The organism is Streptomyces sp. NPDC050263 (assembly GCF_040655955.1).
GTDB lineage: Bacteria > Actinomycetota > Actinomycetes > Streptomycetales > Streptomycetaceae > Streptomyces.
Genome location: NZ_JBFAKW010000047.1, coordinates 17,002 through 41,901, shown reverse-complemented (window position 1 = coordinate 41,901; position 24,900 = coordinate 17,002). Strand labels below are relative to the sequence as shown.

The 24,900-nt window shown below is 72.7% G+C and carries 16 protein-coding genes; 10 read left to right on the top strand and 6 right to left on the bottom strand.

Annotated elements, in window-relative coordinates; translation table 11 throughout:
- Genes hypB through hypE form a run of 5 tightly spaced genes read left to right on the top strand, consistent with a single transcriptional unit; the run spans position 1 to position 5,629 of the window.
- The gene (gene hypB, locus AB0J04_RS21880) at positions 1-759 is read left to right on the top strand and encodes a hydrogenase nickel incorporation protein HypB (RefSeq protein ID WP_363170207.1); all 759 of its coding nucleotides are present in this window, start codon (positions 1-3) and stop codon (positions 757-759) included.
- On the top strand, positions 756-3,074 hold the full coding sequence (gene hypF / locus AB0J04_RS21875; protein WP_363170205.1) for a carbamoyltransferase HypF: 2,319 nt from the start codon (positions 756-758) through the stop codon (positions 3,072-3,074). The genes hypB and hypF overlap by 4 nt, the downstream gene beginning before the upstream one ends.
- Positions 3,075-3,103: 29 nt before the next feature.
- Complete coding sequence (locus tag AB0J04_RS21870) at positions 3,104-3,409, top strand: HypC/HybG/HupF family hydrogenase formation chaperone (protein WP_363170204.1); 306 nt, start codon at positions 3,104-3,106, stop codon at positions 3,407-3,409.
- A complete protein-coding gene (gene hypD, locus AB0J04_RS21865; RefSeq protein ID WP_363170203.1) occupies positions 3,406-4,533 on the top strand; it encodes a hydrogenase formation protein HypD in 1,128 nt (375 codons plus the stop codon). The genes AB0J04_RS21870 and hypD overlap by 4 nt, the downstream gene beginning before the upstream one ends.
- A complete protein-coding gene (hypE, locus tag AB0J04_RS21860; RefSeq protein WP_363170202.1) occupies positions 4,526-5,629 on the top strand; it encodes a hydrogenase expression/formation protein HypE in 1,104 nt (367 codons plus the stop codon). Before hypD ends, hypE begins: the two co-directional genes overlap by 8 nt.
- Positions 5,630-5,650: 21 nt before the next feature.
- Here hypE and AB0J04_RS21855 read toward each other — a convergent pair whose 3' ends face one another.
- A complete protein-coding gene (locus AB0J04_RS21855) occupies positions 5,651-6,340 on the bottom strand; it encodes a sigma factor (protein WP_363170201.1) in 690 nt (229 codons plus the stop codon).
- Between the two features lie 191 nt (positions 6,341-6,531).
- On the opposite strand from AB0J04_RS21855, the gene AB0J04_RS21850 reads away from it, so the two are divergent.
- On the top strand, positions 6,532-9,303 hold the full coding sequence (locus AB0J04_RS21850; RefSeq protein WP_363170200.1) for an AAA family ATPase: 2,772 nt from the start codon (positions 6,532-6,534) through the stop codon (positions 9,301-9,303).
- Positions 9,304-9,449: 146 nt separating this feature from the next.
- Here AB0J04_RS21850 and AB0J04_RS21845 read toward each other — a convergent pair whose 3' ends face one another.
- Together AB0J04_RS21845 and AB0J04_RS21840 are read right to left on the bottom strand one after the other, a co-directional pair.
- A complete protein-coding gene (locus tag AB0J04_RS21845; protein ID WP_363170199.1) occupies positions 9,450-10,673 on the bottom strand; it encodes a cytochrome P450 in 1,224 nt (407 codons plus the stop codon).
- 9 nt (positions 10,674-10,682) lie between these two features.
- A complete protein-coding gene (locus tag AB0J04_RS21840) occupies positions 10,683-13,643 on the bottom strand; it encodes a SpoIIE family protein phosphatase (RefSeq protein WP_363170198.1) in 2,961 nt (986 codons plus the stop codon).
- A gap of 158 nt (positions 13,644-13,801) precedes the next feature.
- Here AB0J04_RS21840 and rutA point away from each other — a divergent pair, with 158 nt between their 5' ends.
- Positions 13,802-14,872: a pyrimidine utilization protein A gene (gene rutA, locus AB0J04_RS21835; protein WP_363170229.1), complete on the top strand. Its 1,071-nt coding sequence runs from the start codon at positions 13,802-13,804 to the stop codon at positions 14,870-14,872.
- Positions 14,873-14,877: 5 nt separating this feature from the next.
- Here rutA and AB0J04_RS21830 read toward each other — a convergent pair whose 3' ends face one another.
- Positions 14,878-16,779 carry a glycoside hydrolase family 97 catalytic domain-containing protein gene (locus AB0J04_RS21830; protein WP_363170197.1) on the bottom strand — a complete coding sequence of 634 codons (1,902 nt, stop codon included), beginning with the start codon at positions 16,777-16,779 and terminating at the stop codon, positions 14,878-14,880.
- A 49-nt stretch (positions 16,780-16,828) separates the two neighbouring features.
- Positions 16,829-19,153, bottom strand: a complete 2,325-nt coding sequence (locus AB0J04_RS21825) for a Tat pathway signal sequence domain protein (protein ID WP_363170228.1) — start codon at positions 19,151-19,153, stop codon at positions 16,829-16,831.
- 173 nt (positions 19,154-19,326) lie between these two features.
- Here AB0J04_RS21825 and AB0J04_RS21820 point away from each other — a divergent pair, with 173 nt between their 5' ends.
- Positions 19,327-20,004, top strand: a complete 678-nt coding sequence (locus AB0J04_RS21820; protein ID WP_363170196.1) for a polysaccharide lyase family 7 protein — start codon at positions 19,327-19,329, stop codon at positions 20,002-20,004.
- Between the two features lie 91 nt (positions 20,005-20,095).
- On the opposite strand, the gene AB0J04_RS21815 is transcribed toward AB0J04_RS21820, so the two are convergent.
- Positions 20,096-20,974, bottom strand: a complete 879-nt coding sequence (locus AB0J04_RS21815) for an AraC family transcriptional regulator (RefSeq protein WP_363170195.1) — start codon at positions 20,972-20,974, stop codon at positions 20,096-20,098.
- A 204-nt stretch (positions 20,975-21,178) separates the two neighbouring features.
- On the opposite strand from AB0J04_RS21815, the gene AB0J04_RS21810 reads away from it, so the two are divergent.
- Both AB0J04_RS21810 and AB0J04_RS21805 read left to right on the top strand, forming a co-directional pair.
- Complete coding sequence (locus AB0J04_RS21810) at positions 21,179-23,134, top strand: maleylacetate reductase and hydroxyquinol 1,2-dioxygenase domain-containing protein (RefSeq protein ID WP_363170194.1); 1,956 nt, start codon at positions 21,179-21,181, stop codon at positions 23,132-23,134.
- Complete coding sequence (locus tag AB0J04_RS21805) at positions 23,131-24,900, top strand: FAD-dependent monooxygenase (protein WP_363170193.1); 1,770 nt, start codon at positions 23,131-23,133, stop codon at positions 24,898-24,900. Before AB0J04_RS21810 ends, AB0J04_RS21805 begins: the two co-directional genes overlap by 4 nt.

The following is a 24,900-nucleotide window of genomic DNA, read 5'->3' as shown; positions in this document are numbered from 1 at the left end:
ATGTGTCGTGCCGTCGACCTCCGGCAGGCCGTACTCGCGAAGAACGACGCCGGCGCCGAGGTGCTGCGCGCCGGCCTCGCGGCGCGCGGCACCACCATCGTCAACCTGCTGTCCAGCCCCGGCAGCGGCAAGACCGCCCTGCTGGAACGCGAACTGCTGCTGGCCCGGGAACGCTCGCTGCCGGTGGCGGCACTGACCGCGGACCTCGCCACCGAGAACGACGCGGCCCGGCTGGCCCGTTCGGGAGTCCCGGTCAAGCAGATCCTCACCGACGGACTGTGTCATCTGGAGGCCGGCATGCTCGCCGGGCACCTGGTGGGCTGGCTGCCCGACGACACCCGGCTGCTGTTCGTGGAGAACGTCGGCAACCTGGTCTGCCCGGCCTCGTACGACCTGGGGGAGACCCTGCGAGTCGTCCTCGCCTCGGTGACCGAGGGCGAGGACAAGCCGCTCAAGTACCCCACCGCCTTCGGTCTCGCCCAGCTGGTCGTGATCACCAAGACCGACATCGCCGAGGCCGTCGAGTTCGACGAGCACGCCTTTCGCGCGAACGTGCAGCAGGTCAACCCGGGGGTGGAGATCGTCCACACCTCGGCGCGCCGGGGGCAGGGCGTCGGCGCGGTGCTCGACCGGGCGCTCGCGGCGGCCTCGGGAGCGCCCGTCCACCAGCCGGTCATGGCCCGTGCGCCGCATACACATACGCACCCGCACCCGCATACGGAGGCGGTCGGCGGCGATCTGGCCGACCTCCCGTCGTGAGCACTCCGGTGCTGCGTCGGCGGGTCGTCGTCCGCGGAGTGGTGCAGGGCGTGGGTTTCCGGCCCTACCTCTACAGCCTCGCCACCGAACTCGCCCTGGTCGGGCATGTGACCAACACCCCGGAGGGCGTCGTCGCCGAGGTGGAGGGCAGTTTCGCGGCCGTGGCCCAGTTCTGCGACCGGATCGCGGTGCAGGCGCCCCCGCTGGCCCGGGTGGAGTCCGTCCACCACCAGGAACTGGCCGCGGCGGGAGGCGGCGCGTTCACCATCCTCGCCTCGCGCGGCGACGGCCCGGCCCGCACCCTCGTCTCCCCGGACACGGCCACCTGCGCCGACTGCCTCGCCGAGCTGGCCGACCCGGCCGACCGGCGCTACCGGCACCCCTTCGTCAACTGCACGCACTGCGGCCCCCGCTTCACCATCGTCACCGGCGTCCCCTACGACCGGGCCAACACCACCATGGCCGGCTTCGCGATGTGCGCCGCATGCGCCCGCGAGTACGGCGATCCGGCCGACCGGCGTTTCCACGCGCAGCCGGTCGCCTGCCCGGAGTGCGGGCCGAGGCTGCGGCTGGTCGGCGCGGGGACGGGCGGTGATCCGATTGCCGAGGCACGGGCGTCGCTGGCGCGCGGCGCGATCCTCGCCGTGAAGGGGCTGGGCGGTTACCACCTGGCCTGCGACGCCTCGGACGACGACGCCGTGTCCCTGCTTCGGCTCAGAAAGGCGCGCGGGGACAAGCCGTTCGCGGTCATGGCGGGGAGCGCGGACGACGTCGAGCACCTGGTGCACCTCGGCCCCGACGAACGGCGGCTGCTCCAGGACCCGGCCCGGCCCGTCGTGCTGCTGCGCCGGCGCGCGTCGGAGGTGGCCGCGGCCGTCGCGCCCGGCAGCCCCGACCTCGGGGTGATGCTGCCGTACACGCCCCTGCACCAGCTGCTGCTCGGCCTGCCCGGCGACCCGGACGGCCCCCGGCTGCTGGTCATGACCAGCGGGAACGTCTCCGGGGAGCCGATCGTCATCGACGACGCCGAGGCGCTGGAGCGGCTCGCGCATCTGGCCGACGCCTGGCTCGTGCACGACCGGCCGATCCACGTCCCCTGCGACGACTCCGTGGTCCGCGTGTGCGACGGGGAGCCGCTGGTGATCCGCCGCTCCCGCGGCTACGCCCCGCTGCCGGTCACCCTGCCACTGTCCGTCCGGCCGGCCCTCGCGGTCGGCGGCGACCTGAAGAACGCCTTCTGTCTCGGGGCGGACCGCAAAGCGTGGCTCTCGGCGCACATCGGCGACATGGACGACCTCGGCACCCAGGTCGCGTTCGAGCGCGCGGTGACGCAGCTGCAGTCCATCACGGGCGTGCGGCCCGAGACCCTGGTGGCCGACCGCCACCCCGGGTACCGCTCCGCGCAGTGGGCCGACCGGAACGCGGCCGGACGGCCCGTCGTACGCGTCCAGCACCACCATGCGCATATCGCCGCCGCGATGGCCGAACACGGGCTGGACGGCGGCCGGCCGGTGATCGGCGTCGCCTTCGACGGCACCGGCCACGGCGACGACGGGGCCGTGTGGGGCGGCGAGTTCCTGCTGGCCGACTACGACGGCTACACCCGGTTCGGGCATCTCGCCCATGTCCCGCTGCCCGGCGGCGACGCGGCGGTGCGCCGGCCCTACCGCATGGCGCTGGCGCATCTGCGGGCGGCCGGCCTCGGTTGGTCGGCCGACCTCCCCTGTACGGCCGTCTGCCCGACCGACGAACTGCACGTTCTGGAGCGGCAGTTGGAGCGCGAGCTGAACTGCGTGCCCACCTCCAGCATGGGCCGGCTCTTCGACGCCGTGTCCTCGCTCACCGGCGTGTGCCACCGGTCCGGCTACGAGGCGCAGGCCGCCGTCGAGCTGGAGAACGCCGCAATGGGCGCACCCGCCGAGGACACGACGGCGTACGTCTTCGGCCTGCGCTCGCACGGGGACGGCCCCGTAGCGGCCGACCCGGCGCCCGTGTTCGCGGCGATCGTCGCCGACCTGCGGTCGGGCGTCCGGCCCGCCCTGATCGCGGCCCGGTTCCACCGGGGCGTCGCGGGCCTGGTGCGGCGGCTCTGCGGGCGGGCGCGTGAGCGGCACGGGCTCGACACGGTCGTCCTGACGGGCGGCGTGTTCGCCAACACGCTGCTGTCCTCGGCCTGCGCCGCCCTCCTGCGCGAGGACGGCTTCACGGTCCTGCGGCACCGTCTGGTGCCGCCCGGCGACGGCGGCCTGGCGCTCGGCCAGCTGATAGTGGCCGCCCGTGCCACCGCCGCCGACGCCGCCGATGCCACCGACTGACCAAGACGCGCCACAGCGAGGAGAGGCCCATGTGCCTGGCGGTACCCGGCAGAGTGCTGGACATCGAGGAACGGGACGGCACCCGGATGGCCACCGTCGACTTCGGCGGGGTGGTCAAGGAGGTGTGCCTGGAGTACCTGCCGGACCTTCAGGTCGGCGAGTACGCCATCGTCCACGTGGGGTTCGCCCTGCAACGGCTGGACGAGGAGTCGGCGAAACAGACGCTCGAACTCTTCGCCGAACTCGGCATGCTCCAGGAGGAGTTCGGCGACCCCTGGGAGCTGGCGGCGGCAGAGGCGGGCGCGGACCCGGTGGAAGAGGTGGGCAAGCCGTGAAGTACATCGACGAGTTCCAGGACCCGGAACTGGCGCGCCGGCTCCTCGACGACATCCACGCCACGGTGACCAGGCCGTGGGCGCTGATGGAGGTCTGCGGCGGCCAGACGCACAGCATCATCCGGCACGGCATCGACCAACTCCTCCCCGAAGAGGTCGAGTTGATCCACGGGCCCGGCTGTCCGGTGTGCGTGACCCCGCTGGAGGTCATCGACAAGGCCCTGGAGATCGCCTCCAGGCCGGGCGTGATCTTCTGCTCCTTCGGCGACATGCTCCGGGTGCCCGGCACCGGCCGGGACCTGTTCCAGGTCCGTGGCGAGGGCGGCGACGTACGGGTCGTCTACTCGCCGCTCGACGCCCTGCGGATCGCGCAGCAGAACCCGGACCGCGAGGTGGTGTTCTTCGGCATCGGCTTCGAGACGACGGCCCCGCCGAACGCCATGACCGTCCATCAGGCCCGCACACTGGGCGTCCGCAACTTCAGCATGCTCGTGTCCCATGTGCGGGTGCCGCCCGCCATCGAGGCGATCATGTCCTCGCCGAGCTGCCGGGTACAGGGCTTTCTCGCGGCCGGGCATGTGTGCAGCGTCATGGGCATGGCGGAGTACCCGGAGCTCGCCGAGCGGTTCCGGGTGCCGATCGTCGTGACGGGTTTCGAACCGCTCGACATCCTCGAAGGCGTGCGCCGGACCGTGCGCCAACTGGAACGCGGCGAGCACACCGTCGACAACGCCTACGCCCGCGCCGTCCGCCCGGAGGGCAACCCGGCGGCCCAGGCCATGCTGGAGGACGTCTTCGAGGTCACCGACCGTGCCTGGCGGGGCATCGGGGTGATCCCGGGCAGCGGCTGGCGACTGGCGGCGAAGTACCGCGACCACGACGCCGAGCACCGCTTCTCGGTCGAGGGAATCCGGACCGAGGAACCGGCCGAGTGCCGTGCCGGCGAGGTGCTGCAAGGGCTGCTCAAGCCCCACGAGTGCGCGGCCTTCGGCACGCTGTGCACCCCGCGGACGCCCCTGGGGGCCACCATGGTCTCCAGCGAGGGCGCCTGCGCCGCCTACTACCTCTACCGGCGGCTCGACCTGCCCACCGCGAAGGCCCGGGAGGCGACCCCCGTTGTCTGACACCACCGATCTCCCCGCCCCGGCCACTGCCCCTGCCACGGCCCCCGCCCTGGACGTCGAGGGGTGGACCTGTCCCGCGCCGCTGCGCGACCGGCCCCGGGTGGTCATGGGCCACGGCGGCGGCGGGGTCCTCTCCGCCGAACTGGTCCAGCAGATCTTCGCGCCCGCCTACGGCGGCGAGGCGCTCTCCCAGCTGGGCGACGCCGCCGCCGTCTCCCTGGGCGGCGCGCGGCTGGCGTTCTCCACCGACTCCTTCGTGGTGCGGCCGCTGTTCTTCCCCGGCGGCAGCATCGGCGACCTCGCCGTCAACGGCACGGTCAACGACCTCGCCATGAGCGGCGCCCGCGCGGCCTACCTGTCCTGCGGGTTCATCCTGGAGGAGGGCGTCGAGCTCGACGTGGTCGCCCGGGTCGCGAAGGCCCTGGGCGCGGCGGCCCGCACCGCCGGCGTCGAGGTGGCCACCGGCGACACCAAGGTCGTCGAGGCCGGGCACGGCGACGGGATCTTCATCAACACCGCGGGCATCGGACTCGTCCCCGAAGGCGTCGATCTGCGCCCGCAGCGGGTCGTCCCCGGGGATGTGGTGATCGTCAGCGGGGCCATCGGCGTCCACGGTGTGGCGATCATGAGTGTCCGCGAGGGCCTGGAGTTCGGGGTGGAGATCGAGAGCGACTGCGCGGCGCTCGGCACTCTGGTCGACGCCATGCTGGCCGTCACCCCGGATCTGCACGTGCTGCGCGATCCCACCCGGGGCGGCCTGGCCGCTGCCCTCAACGAGATCGCCAAGGCCTCCGGAACAGGGGTCGTCCTTCGGGAACGCGCCGTCCCGGTGCCGCCCGCCGTCGCCAACGCCTGCGCCATCCTGGGCCTGGACCCGCTGTACGTGGCCAACGAGGGCAAGCTGGTGGCCTTCGTCCCGCGCGAGCACGCCGAGGCCGTCCTGGCGGCGATGCGGGCCCATCCGCTGGGTGCGGACTCCGCTGTCGTCGGGGAGGCCGTCGCAGCGCATCCCGGCATGGTGGTGGCCCGGACCGGGCTGGGCGGAACCCGCGTGGTCGACCTTCCGATCGGGGAACAGCTGCCCCGGATCTGCTGAGCGCGGCCTCGCCGCCGCCGGCTACGAACCAAGCCTGTCCGGCATCGGCCGGCCGGCGGGGGAGCGGACGGCGTCCGCGGCGAGGACGTCCTCCAACTGCCCGGTGTCACCGGACCGGGCGGCCGCGAGGAACGCCTGGACGAGACGCCGATGCGCGGCGGCGTCCACCCGCTGCCTGCCGCGATCGGCGGCGAGCCGCTGGTGGGCGCGGGTGTTCAGCTGCCTGGCGTTGGGGACGGTGAGGCGCAGGAGCTCCGAGATCCGGCCGTACGGGTAGCCGAACCCCTCCCGCAAAACGTAGGCTGCGCGTTGACTGGGCGTGAGTGTCTCCATCAGGAGGAGAACCGCTTCCTCGACCGCGTCCTGCTGCTCTACCAGCACTTCTGGGGTCTCATGGATGTCTGTTCGTTCCGGGAGCCAAGGAGTGGCGCAGGACTCCCGGCGTCTCCAGGCGGACTGGACGACGTTGATCGCCAGCCTGGCGGTCGTCGTCCTGAGCAGCGCCGACGGATTCAGGACGACCGTTCGGTCGGTGCCCTGCCAACGAAGCCACGCCTCCTGGACGACGTCCTCGGCCTCGTTCGCGTTCCCGACGATCCGGCCTGCGATCTTGAGCAGTCCCGGTATGTCGCGGACGAACACGGAAGTGGCCCCTTCCAGGTCGCCGATCCGCTCGCGGACTGGTCCGGATGGGGCGCTGTACGTGTCCACGACCGGCTCCTCTGTTCGGGGGTCCGTGGCTTGCGGGCTGGTGACAACCAGCCTGACGCCCGGGTGCGGCGCCCCGCACCCCGGGAAGGCCGTGGTCGGCTCCGTGGTCGTACGGGGGCGGCCCCGTGGCCGGACCCTGTTCGACCCGCCTCACCTGCGGTGATACAAGTACGGGCGCGGAGGAGGCTGCCATGACGGGCCGTGGTCCACGCGCGGGGTTCCTCGGGCGCCAGGACGAGTGCCGGACCCTTGACGGCCTCCTGGAAGGCGCCAAGGCCGGGCGCAGCGCGGTCCTGGTGCTGCGCGGTGAGGCGGGGATCGGGAAGACCGAGCTGCTGAACCACCTTCCCGAACGCTCCACCGGATGCCGCGTCGTCCGTGCCGCCGGCGTCCAGTCCGAGATGGAGCTCTCCTACGCCGGCCTGCACCAGCTCTGCGCCCCCCTGCTGGCGGGCCTCGACCGGCTTCCCGAACCGCAGCGCGACGCATTGCGCACGGCCTTCGGGCTGCGGGCGGGCAACGCGCCCGACCGGTTCCTGGTGGGCCTGGCCACGCTGAGTCTGCTCGCGGACGCCGCGGGGGACCAGCCGCTGGTCTGTCTCGTCGACGACGCCCAGTGGCTGGACCACGTGTCGGCGCAGACCTTGGCGTTCGCCGCCCGCCGGCTGTTTGCTGAATCGATCCTGCTCGTCTTCGCGGTCCGCGAGCCCACCGCCGGCGAGGTCTTCGCCGGTCTCCCCGAGCTGCCGGTGAGAGGGCTGGCCGAGAGCGACTCCCGCAAACTTCTCGACCTGGTCGTCACCGGTCCCCTGGACGAGCGGGTGCGCGACCGCATCATCGCCGAGACGCGCGGCAACCCGCTGGCCCTGCTCGAACTGCCTCGCGGGCTGTCCGCGGTGGAGCTGGCCGGCGGCTTCGGGCACCCCGCCGCGCAACCGCTGGCGGGCCAGATCGAGCAGGGCTTCCTGCGTCGCGTCCAGTCGCTCCCGGCCGAGACGCAACGCCTGCTGCTGACCGCCGCCGCCGAGCCGGTCGGCGACGTGCCGCTGCTGCGACGGGCGGCCGCACGGCTGGGGATCGACCTGGAGGCGGCGGCGGTGGACGCCGAGGCGTCCGGGCTGCTGACGCTCGGCACCTGGGTGCGCTTCCGGCACCCGCTGGTGCGCTCGGCGGCCTATCGCGCCGCCGACGTGTACGAGCGTCGTGAGGTGCACAGAGCGCTGGCGGACGCGACCGACGCCGGGCTCGATCCGGATCGTCGGGCCTGGCATCTGGCCCGCGCGACCGCGGGACCGGACGAGAGCGTGGCCGCCGAGCTGGAGCGCTCGGCCGGGCGGGCGCAGGCGCGCGGCGGAGTCGCCGCGGCGGCGGCCTTCCTCGACCGGGCCGCCGAGCTGACCCCCGACCCCGTACGCCGCGGCACCAGGCAGTTGGCGGCGGCGCAGGCCAAGTACCAGGCCGGCGCCTTCGAAGCGGCGCGCGAGCTGGCGGACGCGGCGGACCTGAGCGCCCTCGACGAGTTGGAGGCCGCACAGTCCAAACTGCTGCGCGGCCGGATCATGTCCGCCTCCCAGAGCGCCGGAGCGGGCATCCCGCTCATGCTCGAAGCGGCCAAGCGGCTCTGGCCGCTCGATGCCCGGATCGCCCGGGAGACCTACCGGGACGCGCTCTACGCGGCGCTCACCGCCGGCCGGCTGCCCCACGGCGGGATCCTCGAAGTGGCCCAGGCCGTGCTGAGCGCGCCGACACCGGACGAACCGACACGCGACGATCTGCTGCTGGACGGCGTCGCCAGGATGATCACGGAGGGCTACGCCGTCGGCGCGCCGCTGGTGCTCCGGGCGCTGGACGAGTTCCGCACCGACGACGTCTCGCGGGCGGAGGGGCTCGGCTGGCTCCCGCTGGTCTGCCGGATGGCCCACAGCACCTGGGACTTCGACACCTGGTCCGTGCTCTCGGCGCGGTTGGTCGACATGGCGCGCGAGACGGGCGCCCTGTCCGTGCTGCCGTCGGCGCTTCTCCTGCGCCTGTCGAACCGCGTCTTCGCCGGCGATCTGGCGGGCGCCGACGCCCTCGTCGTGGAGTCGTCCGCGATCGGCGAGGCCACCGGCAGCAGCTTCTTCGCGCACTACAGCGCACTGGTCGTCGAGCCGTGGAAGGGCCGGGAGTCCGCCACCCGCCAGGCGATCGACGCGATCACCCAGGATCTCCTGCTGCGCGGGGACGGCAAGGTGATCACGGCCACGCAATGGGCGGCGGCGGTGCTCTACAACGGCCTCGGCCGCTACCAGGAGGCCTTCACGGCCGCCCGGCGCGGCTGCGAGAACCCGCAGGAACTCGGCCTGTCGATCCAGTCCACGGCGGAGTTCGTCGAGGCCGCGGCACGGCTCGGCAGACCGGCGGACGCCGCTGAGGCGGTCCGGAGAATCAGCGAGATGGCGCAGGCCGGCGGCACCGACTGGGCCCTGGGCGTCTCGGCCCTCGCCCGTGCCCTGGTGAGCGAGGGGAAGGCCGCCGACGTCCTCTACCGCGAGGCGGTCGAGCGGCTCGGCAACACCCCCGTGCGGATGGACACCGCCCGCGCCCGACTGCTCTACGGCGAGTGGCTGCGCCGCGAGAACCGCCGCACCGACGCCCGGGCCCAACTGGGCACCGCTCACGAGATGCTCAGCCACATGGGGGCGGCCGGCTTCGCGGAACGCGCGCGACACGAGCTCCAGGCCACGGGTGCGAAGGTCCGCAGACCTCGTACCCCCGCGACGCACACCGCGCTCACCCCGCAGGAAGCGCAGATCGCCCGGCTCGCCGGCGACGGGCTCACCAACCCCGAGATCGGCGCCCAGCTGTTCATCAGCCCCCACACCGTCGAGTGGCACCTGCGCAAGGTGTTCTCGAAACTCGGCATCGCCTCCCGCAAGGAGATCCCGGCCCTGCGGGAGGAAGGCGGGGCGACCTGCGCGTAGGGCCTGTCCGGCCGATCATGCCGCAGACGCGGGGTGGCACGCTCCCCCAGAGGGGGGACCTCCATCGCGTCGACGCCCTCGACCGCCTTGCGGCTGTACGCCCCACACCCCGCTCACCGGCACCACCGAGGCACGGATCAGCTCGGTCAATAGGTGACCGGAAGCTCCAGCAGGCCGCGGGCGCGCATCGCCGGCCGGCGGCGCAGTTCGCCGGCGGGGACGGCGAGGGACAGCCGGGGGAACCGGTCCAGAAGGGCGGCGAGGGCGATCTCGGTCTCCAGTCGGGCCAGGGGCGCGCCCAGGCAGTAGTGGATGCCGTGGCCGAGGGCGAGGTGGCCCGTCGCGTCGCGGCCGATGTCGAGTCGGTCGGGGTCGCTGAAGCGGGCCGGGTCGCGGTGGGCGGCCGCGAGGCCGAGCAGGACGGTCTCGCCCGCGGGGACGGTGACGCCGCCGATGACGAGGTCCTCGGTGGGAAAGCGCCGGATGGCCAGCGGCGTCGGTCCGTCGTAGCGGGCCAGCTCCTCGACGGCCGACCCCAGCCGGCCCGGGTCCGCGCGCAGGGCGGCCAGTTGGTCGGGGTGGCCGAGGAGGGCCACGGTGGCGTTTCCGATCAGATGGACCGTGTTCTCGTATCCGGCGAACAGGACGAGGAAGGCGAGGGACATCAGCTCGTCCTCGCTCAGCCGGTCCGCGCCGTCCGCCGCGCCGTCCGCCTCGTCGCGTACCGCGATCAGGGCGGACAGCAGGTCGTCGGCCGGGTCGCTGCGCTTGTCGGCGATGAGCCGGGTGAAGAACGCCAGCACGCTGCCCACGGCCTGCTTCGCCCGGGAGGGCTCCGCCGGGTCGGGGGCGACCAGGGCGTCGGTCCAGGACCGGAAGTCCCGCCGGTCGTGCGGGGGCACGCCCAGCAGATCGCAGATCACGGCGATGGGCAGCGGCGCGGCGTAGGAGGCGATCAGGTCGGCACGGCCGAGCGGTTCGATCGCGTCGAGCAGCGCGTCGGCGGTCTCCCTGATCGGTTCGCGCAGTGCGGCGACCCGGCGGGGGGTGAACGCCTGGGACACCAGGCGCCGGATGCGGGTGTGGTCCGGCGGGTCCATGTTCAGCAGGTTCGCGTCCAGCGCCGGCGGCAGCGCGAGCCCGCGGTAGCCGCCGGGCTTGGCGTTGCGTTTGTCGAGCGAGAGCCGGGGGTCGGCGAGGGCCCGGCGGACGTCGTCGTAACGGGTGATCAGCCAGGCCGGCAGACCGTCGGTTCCGGTGATGCGGTGCACGGGCCCCGCCTCGCGGAGTCGGGCGTACGCCGCGTAGGGGTCCGCGATGAGCTCGTCGTGCTCAACCAGGGGCTTCTGAGCGGGTGTTGTGGTGGACATGCGTCCACCCTAGGCATCTGTGTCGAGGTCCGCGGCGTCGAGGAACATCCGCTCCAGGGCTTCGGGCGAGCGATCGCCGAGGCCGTCCGGGAGGTCGGGGCCGTCCGCGCCGTTCGGGCAGACGAGCTGCTGCTCGGTCCAGATGCACTTCCCCGTCGGTGTGTAGCGGGCGCCCCACCGTTCGGAGAGCGCCGTGATCAGCTGGAGCCCGCGGCCTCCCTCGTCGGTCTCCGCGGCACGGCGGATGCGGGGCATCGTCTGGCTGCCGTCGAACACCTCGCAGATCAACTCGGCCCCGTACAGCAGACGCAGCCGGACCGGGCCCCTGGCATGTCGGACGACGTTGCCCACGAGTTCGCTGACCAGGAGCTCGGTGGTGGGGGCGAGGTCGTCCAGGTCCCAGACGGCGAGCTGTTCGCGGACGTGGCGGCGGGCCCGGCCGGCCGCTATCGCCTCGTCGGGCAGCGGCCAGGACGCCATCCGGTCGCGCGGCAGGCAGTGCAGCCGGGCGACGAGGAACGCCGCGTCGTCGGCCGCCTGCTGTTCGGTGGGCAGCAGACCGGCCGTCAGCGTGTCGCACAGCCGCTCCAGGTCCGCCTCGGTGCTGACGGCGCCGCCCTGGTGCGCCGTGCTCAGCATCCGGGCCAGCTCCGCCATGCCCTCGTCGATCTCCCGCCTCGCCGATTCGACCAGGCCGTCGGTGTAGAGCACGAGCAGACTGCCCTCGGGCACCTCCAACTCGACCGTTTCGAAAGGCGGTTCGGCCGCGCCGAGGGGCGGGTCGGCGTCCGTCTTCGGGAAGTGCACCGTGCCGTCGGGATGGACCAGCGCGGGCGGTGGATGCCCGGCGCGGGCGATCGAGCAGACCCGGGTGGTGGAGTCGTAGAGCGCGTACAGGCAGGTGACGTACGAGGCCTCGCCCATGCCGCCGACGAGGTCGTTGAGGTGCCCCATGATTTCGTCGGGGGGCAGTTCGAGATCGGCCAGGGTGTGCACGGCGGTGCGCAGCCGGCCCATCGTGGCCGCCTCCGGCAGGCCATGGCCCATGACGTCGCCGACGACGAGGGCGACCTGTCCGCCGGAGAGCGGGATGATGTCGTACCAGTCGCCGCCCACGTCCGCGCCCTGCCCGGCCGGGAGGTAGCGGGCGGCGGCGGTGCAGGCGGGCAGGACGGGCAGTTCCTGGGGGAGCAGACTGCGCTGGAGCTCGCGGGACCGGGTGTGCTCGGCGTCGTAGAGCCGGGCCCGTTCCAGGGACTGCGCGACGAGGGCGCTGATGGTGGTCAGCAGGGCGCGCTCCTCGTCGGTGAGCAGCCGCGGCCGGTCGAAGGCCACGACGCACACGCCGAACGTACGGCCAGAGGCCGTGAGGGGCAGGAACGCCCACGCCTGCTTCCCGGCCCGCTGCGGCAGGCCGGTCAGCCGGGGCGCGCGTGCGGTCAGCTCCTCGGCCGAGGACAGGAACAGCGGGGCGCCGGAGTCGATGACGTCCCAGGCCGGGTCGCCGGGCGTCCGGGTGCGGTAGTTGATGAGTTCCAGGAAGTCGTCCTGGTAGCCGACGGCTCCGACGTAGTGCAGCCGCTCGTCCTCGATGACCTGGACCAGGACCGCGGTGGCGGCGAACGGCGGCAGCACCCGCCGGGCGACCGCGGCCACCACGTCCTGCGAGGTCGACGCCTTGGCGAGCTCCGTCGTCAGTTCCGCGATCCGGACCGCGCGCTCGGCCGCGGCTCGCTCGGTGGTCCGCCGCTCCTCCTCCAGGTGCCGTCTCTCGGTGACGTCGGTGAAGTACAGGGTGCGCCCGTCGGGTCCCGGCACCAGCCGCAGTTGGAACCGCCGCCCGGAGTCCGCCATGTGCACGTCGAAGCTGGCCGGCTTCTCGCTGGCGGCGGCCTCCCGGCACCGGTGCTCCAGGTCGGGCGCCTCCCGCACGGAGGGCAGGTCCCACAGGAGGCGCCCGAACAGCTGCTCCTCCGAGAGGCCCAGCAGGTGTTCCGCCTCCAGGTTGGCGAAGGTGATGCGCCACGCGTCGTCCACCGCCAGGAAGCCGTCGCTCATGTGCCGCAGGGCCCGGCCGAGCGCGTCCCGGGCGGTACGGGACTCGTTGCTCTCCCAGCCCACGCCGACCATCCGCAGGGGTTCGCCCTGCTCGTCGTAGGTCGCCCGGCCACGGGCCTGCGTCCAGCCGTAGGTGCCGTCGAGGCGGCGGACCCGGTACTCGGCCTCGTAGACGCTGTGGTCGAGGATCGCGCGCTGGGCCGCCGCGAGGGTGGGCGCCAGGTCGTCGGGGTGGACGATGCGCATCCAGTTCTCGATCTTGCCGGTGAAGTCGGCGGGCAGCGTGCCGTACAGCTCCAGCGCCGCCTCGTCCCAGATCAGGTCGCCGCTGCGGACGTCCCAGTCCCACGCGCCGACCCGGACCTCTTTGAGGGCCTGCCGCAGGTGCTCGGCGCTCGGCTCCGTCTGTCCGGGTCCGGCGGGCGGGGGCGCCTGGGACATGCGGTCCTCGGTCCAGTGGACGACGGCCCGCAGGAAGTCCCAGTGCTCCGGGCCGGGCTCGCCGCGCTCGCCGGCCAGGACGGTCAGCGCGCCGACGCTGCGCTTCCCGCTGAACACCGGCAGGGAGGCCAGTCCGGTGCCGGGCCAGGGCACCTCCGCCGTCGCCCCGCCGGGATCGGCGGCGCCGCCCGGACCGTCGGAGCGCCGTGGCACCCACACGCCGCTGCCCTGCTGGAGGGCGCGCGCAGGGGCGAGCGGCCCCTCCTGGTCGACGATCTCCCACGGGCGGGTGAGGGCAGGCGGCAGGCCGACGGCGGACACCAGGCGCAGGGCGGACATCGGACCGCGCAGATGCATGGTTGCGCCGAGTGCCTCCAGCTCGCTCATCGCGTGCTGGAGGGCCAGCCGGAAGACCTCGCTCTCGGTGACACCGGGGGCAACCGTGCCGAGCAGAGCGAGTCGTGCATTCATGGGAGGAAACCTATCGTTCCCGGTCGGTTCCGAAACCTGTTTCACAGATTCCATCTGTGGCCCCCGAAGTCGCCCCGTACGACAACACCCATGACACCGACGGCAGTTGCCGACGGGAGCGCCGTGTCGCGTGCCGCCGCACGGGTTACGCTCCGATCATGGACATCGGCGTCTTCATCCCCATCGGCAACAACGGCTGGCTCATATCCAAGAGCTCACCGCAGTACCTGCCGACCTTCGAGCTGAACAAGGCCGTCGTGCAGAAGGCCGAGGAGCACGGGCTCGACTTCGCCCTGTCGATGATCAAACTCAAGGGCTTCGGCGGCGAGACCGAGTTCTGGGACCACTGCCTCGAGTCGTTCACGCTGATGGCGGGCCTGGCCGCGGTCACCGAGCGGATCAAGCTCTACGCCTCCACCCCGATCCTCGCCCTGCCGCCGGCCATCGTCGCGCGGATGGCGGCCACCGTCGACTGCATCGCCCCCGGCCGGTTCGGCGTCAACATCGTCACCGGCTGGGCGCCCGGCGAGTACGCGCAGATGGGCCTGTGGCCCGGGGACGAGCACTTCGGCAACCGCTACGCCCGGGCCGTCGAGTACGTCACGGTGATGAAGGAGCTGTGGAGCGACGGCGTCAGCACCTTCAAGGGCGACTTCTACGAGATGGACGACTGCGTGCTGTCCCCGCGGCCGGCGAACGGGCGCATCGACATCGTCGCCGCCGGGCAGAGCGGCACCGGAATGCGGTTCGCCGCCCAGCACGCCGACTACAACTTCATCCTCGGCAGCGGCGTCAACACCCCGCTCGCCTTCTCGGACACCACGGCCTCGCTCATGGACGCGGTGCGGGAGACCGGCCGTGACGTGGGGGCGCTCTCGCTGTTCATGGTCATCGCGGACGAGACCGACGCCGCCGCCCGGGCGAAGTGGCAGGACTACCACGACAACGCCGACCACGCGGCGCTGGCGTACATGGCGGGGGAGTCGGCCACGGACACGACCGCGGACGACTCCTCCACCGCCCGGACCATCGTGCTGCCCGAGGGCGCCGTCAACTTCAACATGGGCACGCTCGTCGGTTCGTACGAGACAGTCGCGGGGATGCTCGACGAGATCGCCGGGGTGCCCGGGACCAAGGGGATCATGCTGGTCTTCGACGACTTCCTCGAAGGACTCGAGAACTTCGGCACGCGGATCCAGCCCCTGATGAGGTCCCGGGCGACCGGCTGAGCGCGTCAGCGGTAGCAGGTGGTGACGCCCGGCCGCCACGGACAGGCGAGGGCCGCGAAACCGCCGTTGGCCACGACGTCGACGCTCAGCGTGTCGCCGCCGCGCAGCACCTGACGGTCCTGGACGAGCCCGTCGGCGCCGTCCCGGATCGTCTCCACCAGCCACCGTCCGGGCGTCAGGGACAGCGGCACCTGCGCGGTGCGGGCCGCGCCGGCGTACACCCCGCCCAGGAACCAGCGGTCACCGCTGCGACGGGCGAGCACGGCCTCCTGCCCGGGCTGTCCGGCGAGCAGCCGGGTGTCGTCCCAGGCGGCCGGGACCTGGTCGAAGTAGGCACGGGCGAGCGGGCGTTCGTCGTACGACCGGGGGGTGCCCGCGAACATCTGCAGGCCCGACTCGTAGGCGACGGTGAGCCCGACCTCGGCCGCGTCGGAGTTGGGCCGCAGGCCGACGCGCTGGAAGGCGCCCGGGGTGAAGTCCATGGAGCCGATGACGTTGCGGGTGAACGGCAGGGTCGTCAGGTGGGCGGCGGTGTTGGTGCGCTTCTCCTCGCCGCCGACCCCCTCCAGGGTCATGACGTGCGGCCAGGTGCGCTGGATGCCCTTGGGGATCGTCGAGCCGTGGAAGTCGATCATCAGGTGACGGGCGGCGGTCTCCGGGAGGATGGCGTCGTACCACTGGAGCATCGACTGCGCCTCGGAGTTCATGAAGTCGATCTTGACGCCCTTGACGCCCCACCGCTCCAGCGTGGGCAGCCACTGGGCGCGCTCCTCGGCCGTGTCGAGGTCGCGCTGGTGGATCCAGACGATGATCCCGACGCCCTTGGCGCGCGCGTACCGGACGAGTTCGGGCATCCAGCTGTTGGTCTGCCAGTCGGGGTCGGTGACGTCCCACTCGCCGGGCTTGTAGTACCAGCCGGCGTCGACCGCCTCGTAGGGCCAGTTCCGTTCGGCGGCGTAGTCGACGTACGCCTTCTGCGCCGCCAGGCTCTGCCCGGCCTCCTTCCCGCCCGCGAGCCAGGTCCACAGCACGGTGCCGGGCCGGATCCAGGAGCGGTCGGCGACCTTGGAAGCGGGCGCGAGGTCGTCGGTGAAGGTGGACCGGGTGACGGTGGCCAGGTCGCCGGTCACCATCGCCCGCCAGGGGGTGGCGAGTCGGCCGTCGGTGCGGACCCGCTCGTCGGCGAGCTGGACGCGGTAGGCGCCGGTGCCCTGGGTGTGGGCGAGCCGGGCGCCGGAGTAGGCGCCGGTGAGGTCGGACTCGGCGAGCAGGGTGTAGCCGCCGGGCGTGGCGAACAGCGCCTGCGGCGAGTACGCGGCGGTGGGGGCGCTCGCGGCGGTGTGCTGGACGAACTGGCCCTCGTTGTCGACCCGGTAGGTGCTGAGCCACGCGCCGGCGTCCGACGGCAGGTTGAACGCCGAGGTCTCGCCGAGCACGTCGCCGTACCCGCCGGGCAGGACGTAACGGTAGGCGACGCCGTCGGCGGAGGCGCGGACGACGAGGTCGAGCCGGGCGCCGGCGGCGGTGGCGAACGACAGCCGGGTCTCGTTCATCCGGACCTTGCGATCGAGTCGCTTTCCGGACTTCGCCCGGTAACTCTCCTCGATCCGGCGGTCCTTGCGGTGCAGGAAGCGCAAGTCCTTGGAGAGATCGGCCTGTTCGGTGACGATGCCGACCGGCGACGGCTCGAGGACCGTCCGGCCGTCACGGGACACCGACAGGCTCAGCGTGCCGGTGGCGTCGTCCAGCGATATCCGGGCCCGGGGCGCGTGTGCCGCCGCGGAGACGGTCCAGGCGCGTGGATGCGACCCGGAGTCCTGCTCCGCCCTCGCGGGCGCGGTCGTGAAGAGTGTGGCCAGCAGTCCGGCGCAGAGCGCGCCGACCGCGGTCCTGATCGGAACAGCCATGTAAACCCTCCCTGTTGCGTAGACGGACGAAGGGACGGACGGACCGTCGTTACGGCAGTCCCCAGGCCGGGCCCGGTTCGCTGACGGCGACCGGCGCGATGACGAGGTCGGGCCGGGAGCCCGCGTGGACGAGCACCTCGCGGCCCCGGGGCAGGTCGATGCCGAGGACGCCGTCGCCCAGGTCGTGGGTGCGGGCCGGAGCGCCGTCGTCCAGCACGGCGGTGACACGGCCGGTGAGCCCGTGCCGCAGCTTGAGCGGCTCGCCCGCCAGGCTCCTGATCCGGATGAACCGGGTCGCCCCCGCCTTGCGGACGGCGCTGACCAGGAACGCGCCCTGGGTGCGGAAATCGTGCAGCGTGACGTCCGCCCAGGCGGCGGGGACGGCCGGGAAGACGCGGAGCACGCCGCCCCAGCTCTGGCAGAACATGTCGTGCAGCGACTGCGAGGCGGACAGCGGCGTCTCGATGACCGGACCGGCCTCGGTGTAGTGGGTGTTGGGGCGGCACGGGTAGCGGGTGGTGGTGTCGAAGAACTTCCGCAGATAGGCGATCGCGGTGTCGCCGTCGCCGGTCATCGCGTACAGCGAGGCGGCCCCGGTGTAGCTGTAGCCCCGGTGGGCGCCGGTCAGCGAGTGCCAGTGCTCGACGGACTTCGTGATCAGCTCGCGGTTCTCCGGCTGGTCCCAGTTGACGAGGTACAGCGGGTACACCATCAGCAGGTGCGAGTAGTGCCGGTGGGACTGCGCGTACGGGGTGTCGGCGCCGATCATGAAGCCGTTGTCGTCGACCGGGTACGGCGTCAGCTTGGCCAGCACCTCCTGCCAGCGCGGGGTCAACTCGTCGTCGACGCCGAGCAGTTCGGCGGACTCCAGGAGCGTCTGGCAGCCCCAGCGGATGAGGGCCAGGTCGTAGTTGGTGTCCTGCGGCGGCACCACGGGGTACTCGGGGGACAGCGTGCTCGGCAGATGGAGGCGGCCGTCGCTGCCCGGGGTGAGGAAGTGCAGGTAGTAGTTGATCGTCCGGCGCAGCACCGGGTAGATCGTGTCGCGCAGCAGGGCCCGGTCCATGGAGTGCCGGTAGGACAGCCACACGTTGTGCAGCGCCCAGGCGAGGTCGCCGGTCTCGGCGCCGGTGCCCGGTCGGCCCACGCCCCGGTTGGCGAACATGTCGGAGCTGCGGCCGACGCCCGAACTGTCCGAGCGGTAGGCGGCGGGCACGTTGGCGATCAGCTGTTCCTGGTTCTGCCGCAGGGTGGTGGCGAGCGCGTCGAGTTCGGGGTGGTTGGAGCCGTGGATGAGCCAGTACTCCAGCTGGATGTTGAGGTTCCACCACACCGCGGGCCAGGGCGTCGGCTCCAGCCACGGTCCGCAGGTGGCCATGACGGGACCGTCGGCGCGGCTGGCGGAGGCGACCTTGTAGAGCTGGATCCAGTGGAAGCTCTGCAGCCGCTGGTCGGGGAACGAGACGAAGCTCTTCGGGTAGAACGCGTGCCACCAGCGGGTGTGCCGTCGCCGCAGGGCGCCGTACGACCCCGCGCGGCGCAGGCCGCGCAGCGAGTCGGCCTCGGCGGCGGTGCCGGAGGGCGAGCTGTGCCCGACGCTGAGCAGCAGTTCGTCGCCGGTGCGGCGGTAGGAGGTCGCCGTCTGTCCGCCGCCGACGAGGGGCTGGAGCACCTGCTCGGTGCCGTCGGCGGTGGTCCGGGTGGTCCAGGGCGGGTTGGCGGTGTAGCCGGCGGGCGGCGCCTCGCTGATCTGCCGGGGGCTGACCGCGTCCTCGGGGTGGAACGTCCAGACGACCCGCTCGTCGCCCTCGGCCGTCACCCGGACGGCCAGTACCTCGTCGTGGATGAGGGCGGCGAGGGTGAGAGTGCCGGCGCTGGTGGTGACGGTGCCGGTGAGCTCGGCGTTCCACAGGCTCAGCCGCCAGTCGACGGCGGTGACCGCGCCGACCGGTTCGAGGGTGAGGTGTCCGACCGGCAGCCGGCAGGTGCCCCAGCCGCTGCCGAACTCGGGCCGGTGGTCCTGGACCCGGCCGTGCTGGACGGTGAACCGGATCTGATTCACGCCCGGTTCCTGGTAGATCATGCTGCCCAGCAGCCCGTCGCCGAGGAAGGGACCCTCGTACCAGCGGGTGGGCAGTGTGCTCCACAGGAGGTCCTGGCCGCGCAGGAACCGGCTCCAGGACTGGTCGGAGGTCATGTTGTCGCGGAGCTTCCAGGGGCGCCGGCCGTGCGCGGTCCCGGTGCCGGAGTCGGAGGCTGAGGCGGAGGCCGCTTGGGCCGTGCCGGGCAGTGCGGCGACCGCAGCCCCGCCGAGAGCGGTGCCGATCACTGCTCTTCGGGGCATGCGTGAGACGTTCCCCGACTGCGAGGTCATCATCGTCCTCCAGATCTGACGGATCATCGATACATCGGATACATCGGGTGTATCCCGGACCGTAGGCACGGTTCACAGACATGTCAATGGTTCAAGTCCTTGACTCCTCCGATGTATTGGAGTTCTCTACTGGCGTGTTCCTGACATGGTCCATACCTGGGAAAGGACGCGCGATGAACCGGAGAACCCTCTTACGGGCGGGCGGTGGCCTGCTGGCCGGCGGTGCCATGACCGCGGCGGCAGCCCCGTCGGCCGCGGCCGCGCCCGCCGCCGACCCAACCGACGGCTGGACGCAGACCGCGTTCACGTACAGCTGGCAGAAGCCCTGGAACCTCGACCTCGCCGACCGGCACAGCTACAGCGGCGGCGTCCACCGCATGTGGGTGTACGCCACCGACGAGCCGTTCCAGGAGGACAGCACCACGGACCCGCGCACCGAGATGCGCTGGAAGAACGACTACACCACCGGCAACCGCATGTGGGACGCCGACGTCTATCTGCCGTCCGGCAGCGACGGCGCGTCGTTCGTCCAGATCCTGCGCGGAGTCCACCCCTCGGGCACCCCGGCCACCGACATCATGCTCAACGTGTACGACACGAACGGCGGCACCGTGCGGCGCTACGACGGCACGGTGCTCAAGACCGACGCGTACGACACCTGGTTCAACGTGAAGATCGCCCACCGGGCGACCAGCGGCACCGGAACCGTCAAGGTCTACTTCGACGACTCGCTCGTCCTGACGGTCGCCGACCGGGGTCCCGCCACCCGGTACTTCAAGAACGGCGTCTACAACCATGGTTCCGGCCGCGTCGAGGCCCGCTTCCGCAACATCCTCTACTGGACGCGGTGACCCGACAGGGCGCGGACCCGGGGGCGGTGGGCACGGCCGCGCCCACCCGGCCGCGCCCACCCGGCCGCGCCCACCCGGCCGAGGCCGCCCGTCAGCCCTCGCGGCGCAGCGCGGCCGGTGTCGTGCCGAGCCGGGAGCGCAGCACCCTCGTCAGGTGCTCCTGGTGGGAGAAGCCGCACGCGGCGGCCACCTGCGCGATGGGCAGCGTCCCCGCCCGCAGCAGCCGGGCCGCCTGCTCCACGCGCACCCGCACGAGGTACCGGTGCGGCGGGCACCCCGTACGGGCGCTGAAGCGCCGAGCGAACTGACTGACGCTCAGGCCCGCGGCCGAGGCGAGATCTTCGAGGGACAGCGGCTCGGAGAGCCGCGCGTCGATGAGTTCCCGCACGGCCGCGAACTGCCGGTCGCCGAGTCCCGTCCGCGCCCGCGCCGGCTCGGCGGCAGGCTGCCGCACACTGTGCCGCCGCGCCAGCTGGGCCGCGGTCATCAGGGCGAGCTGCTCCGCGTAGGCGGTCCCGCTGGGCTCCCAGCGCTGTACGACACCGTCGAGTGCCAGCACGAGCTGCTCCAGCAGCGGGTCCGTGCTGCCGAACTCCTCCTTCAGCCGCACCGGCCGCTCGTCGTCCGCCGTCGACTGGAGAGCCGCGTCCGACACGTAGACGTGCACCGTGTTCAACTGTCCGCCGAGTTCCACGTCCAGATCGGTGGCGGCCGGGTGCAGGAACAGGCCGCCGGGCGGCACCTGCCGGGCCGCGGTCAGTCCCCGGCGGCCCCGCCGGACGGTCACGGGGCCGTCCAGGTGCAGGATCAGCAGATGGCTGTCGGCCCCCGCGAACGCGTCCCGGTACGGCAGTTCCCGCTGCGTCGACACGTAGACCAGCTCCCAGCCGAGCCCCGCGCTGCTGCGGACGGGACGCACGCCCGGCCGGGCCAGGATGCCGTGGGTGTCACCGATCCCCAGCTCGCTCATACGGCCCTCCTTCGCGCCACGGCCAGTCTCTCCGCCCCGACCGCGGGTGGGCAAGCGACACCGGCCGAGTGACGGTCCCTGCGGGTTTCGTGCAGCGGCGTGCGGTGATTGTGCAGGAGCCGGGCGCGTGAGGGAGCGGATACTGCGGCAGACGGCCACACCCCCGGGAAACGACCCACGGCACAGCATGGAGAGAGCGGCTTCATGAGGAGTTTCGTACACACAACCAGTCCGAGCAGGGTGCTCTTCGGCAGAGGCACGGTCGAGCGGGTCCGCGACGAGGTGGAGCGGCTCGGCGGATCCCGCGTCCTGCTCCTGTCCGACGGGTCACCGCCACTGCGCAAGGACGTCGAGCGGCTCCGCGCGGCCCTGGGCGACCTGGTGGCGGCCGAGTTCGACGGCGCGGCCATGCACACCCCCGTCGAGGTGACCGAGCGGGCCCTGAGCCTGCTGCGCGCACAGCGCGTGGACTGCCTCGTGGCGATCGGCGGCGGCTCGACGACCGGCCTGTCGAAGGCGTTGGCGGTCCGCACCGATCTGCCGCAGGTCATCGTGCCGACCACCTACGCCGGCTCCGAGGCGACCCCCGTCCTCGGCGAGACCGCGGACGGCCGCAAGACCACCCGGTCCGCGCCCGAGATCCTGCCGGAGACCGTCGTCTACGACGTGGAGCTCACCCTGGAGCTGCCGCTCCCGATGACGGTCACCAGCGGCGTCAACGCACTCGCCCACGCCGTGGAGGCCCTCTACTCGCCGGACGCCGACCCGGTCACCGACGCCATGGCCCTGGAGGCCGTCGCCGCGATCGCCCGTGCGCTCCCCGCCCTCCACGACGACCCCCGCGACCCGGCCGCGCGGGCGGATCTGTTGCAGGCGGCCTGGCTCGCGGGCATCTGCCTGGGCGCCGTCGGCATGGGACTGCACCACAAGCTCTGCCACACCCTGGGCGGCGCCTTCGGCCTGCCGCATGCCGCGACCCACACCGTGGTCCTGCCGTACGCCATGGCGTACAACGCGCCCGCCGCACCGGAGGCGATGGACCGCATCGCACGCGCCCTCGGCGTGCCCGACGCCCCCGCGGGCGTCTTCGACCTCGTCCGCCGGGTCGGCGGCCCGACGTCGCTGCGCGAACTCGGCCTGGCCGAGTCCGACCTGGACCGCGCGGCGGAACTGGCCACCGCCCAGCCGTACCCGAACCCGCGCGAGCTGACCCGCACCGGCCTCGACGGCCTGCTGCGGGACGCCTGGCAGGGCCGCCGTCCCCACGGCGCCCCCGATCTGCGGGCGCTCACCGACGAGGTCGTGGCGAGCTTCGCCGGCTGCGCCGCCCCGCGACTCAGGGAGTTGCTGGCCGATCTCGCCCGCACCCTGCACGGCTACGTCCTCCGCAACGACCTGACCCCGCAGGAGTGGCTGCGGGCCGTCGAGTTCCTCACCGAGGCCGGTCACATCACCACCGACACCCGGCAGGAGTTCATCCTGCTCTCCGACACCCTCGGCGTGTCCAGCGTGGTCGACGCCCTCGCCAACTCCCGTACCCCGGACACCACTTCGTCCGCGATCCTCGGCCCCTTCTATGTGGCCGGGCCGCCCGCCGCCGAACACGGCAGCGACATCTCGGGAGACTGCGCCGGGACGCCGATGTGGGCCGACATCCGGGTGATCGACCAGGACGGGGCACCGGTCGCCGGCGCCGTCGTGGACGTGTGGCAGTCCAACGAGCACGGCTTCTACGACGTCCAACTCCCGGATCTGGACGGGCCCGTGCTGCGCGCCCGGTTCACCACCGGCTCCGACGGACGGTTCACCTTCTGGTCGATCCTCCCCTCCGAGTACCCCATCCCCGACGACGGCCCGGTGGGCAGGATGCTGGCCGCCGCGGGCCGCCACCCCTTCCGCGCGCCCCATGTGCACTTCCTGATCGACGCCCCCGGACACCAGCCGCTGATCACCCAGCTGTTCGTCCGCGGCGGCGCCTATCTCGACGGAGCCCCCGGGCAGCGCGACGCCGTCTTCGGCGTCAAGGACGACCTGGTCAGTGACTTCGTCAGGCAGGCCGGCCCGACACCCGACGGCCGGCCGGTCGACGGCGAGTGGCGCCGACTCGACTTCACGTTCCGCATCGCACGCCTCACGGATTCCACGGAGACGACAGCATGAGCACGCCTGAGACCACCGGGAACCACGACACCGACGTCCTCGTCATCGGCAGCGGACCCGCCGGCGGCACCGCGGCCCTGCTGCTGGCGACCTACGGGGTGCGCACCCAACTGGTCACCAAGTACGGGTGGCTCGCCGACACCCCGCGCGCCCACATCACCAACCAGCGCGCCATGGAGGTCTTCCGCGACCTCGGGATCGAGCAGGACGCGCTGGAGAAGGGCACCCCCGGCCACCTGATGGGCGACACGGTCTTCGCCACCTCGCTGCTGGGCGACGAGATCGGCCGCATCCGCACCTGGGGCACCGGCGACGACAGTCGCACCGAGTACGCGGCCCAGAGCCCCTGCGCGATGATCGACCTCCCGCAGACCTATCTGGAGCCCATCCTCCTGGCCAGGGCCGCCGAGCGCGGCGCCGTGGTCCGGCTGAACACCGAGCTGATCGACTTCGAGCAGGACGAGGACGGCGTGACCGCGCGTCTGCGCGACCGCCCCTCTGGAACCGAGTCCACCGTGCGGGCCCGCTACCTGATCGGCGCCGACGGAGGCCGCAGCATCGTCGCGGACCGGCTCGGGCTGCCCCTGGAAGGGCAGATGGGCAAGGCCGGCAGCATGAACATCGTCTTCCGGGCCGACCTCGCGCAGTACGTCGCGCACCGTCCCAGCGTCCTGTACTGGATCATGCGGCCGGGCGCCGACGTCGGCGGGATCGGCATGGGGCTGCTGCGCATGGTCCGGCCCTGGAACGAGTGGCTCATCGTCTGGGGCTACGACATCGACAAACCCCCGCCGGAGGTCACCGACGAGGCCGCCGCGGCGATCGTCCGCGACCTCGTCGGCGACGACGAACTCGAGGTGCGGATCGACAGCGCCTCCCTGTGGACGGTCAACCACGCCTACGCGACCCGGCTGCACGCCGGACGCGTCTTCTGCGCCGGGGACGCCGTCCACCGGCACCCGCCGTCCAACGGCCTCGGCTCCAACACATCCGTCCAGGACTCCTACAACCTGGCCTGGAAGCTGGCGGCCGTCGTCAAGGGGCAGGCCGGGTCCGCACTCCTGGACACCTACACCGACGAGCGCGCCCCGATCGCCCGCCAGATCGTCGAGCGCGCCAACCTCTCCCGCGACCAGTTCCTGCCCCTGTTCGAAGCGCTCGGCGTGGTGGGCGGGGACGCGGAGGGCATCGCCAAGGCGCTGCACGCGGCGCGGCAGCCGGACGCCGACGGGGCCGAGCAGCGGCGGGCCGTCCGCGAGGCGATCGAGCTGAAGAACTACGAGTTCAACGCCCACGGCGTCGAGCACAACCAGCGCTACGAGTCGGCGGCCGTCATCCCCGACGGCACCGTCGAGACCGTCTCCCGGGACGGCGAACTCTTCGGCCGCCCGACCTCCCGCCCCGGCGCCAAGCTGCCGCACGCCTGGCTCGTCGACCACAAGGGCGCACGGGTCTCGACGCTCGACCTGGTCGGCAAGGGCGCCTTCACCGTCGTCACCGGCCTGGCCGGCACCCCGTGGGCCGACGCCGCCGACGCCCTGGCCCGGGAACTCGGCCTCGACCTGCACGGGGTCGTCATCGACCGCGACGCGCACGACGCGTACGGGGAGTGGAGCCGGCGCGCGGAGATCGGGGAGGAGGGCGCGCTGCTGGTCCGCCCCGACGGGTACGTGGCCTGGCGCCGGCCGAGCGGCGCCGCCGACCTCACGGAGGCGACCCGGCTGCTGCGGGAGGCGCTGACCACGGTCCTGCACCGGACCGCGTGA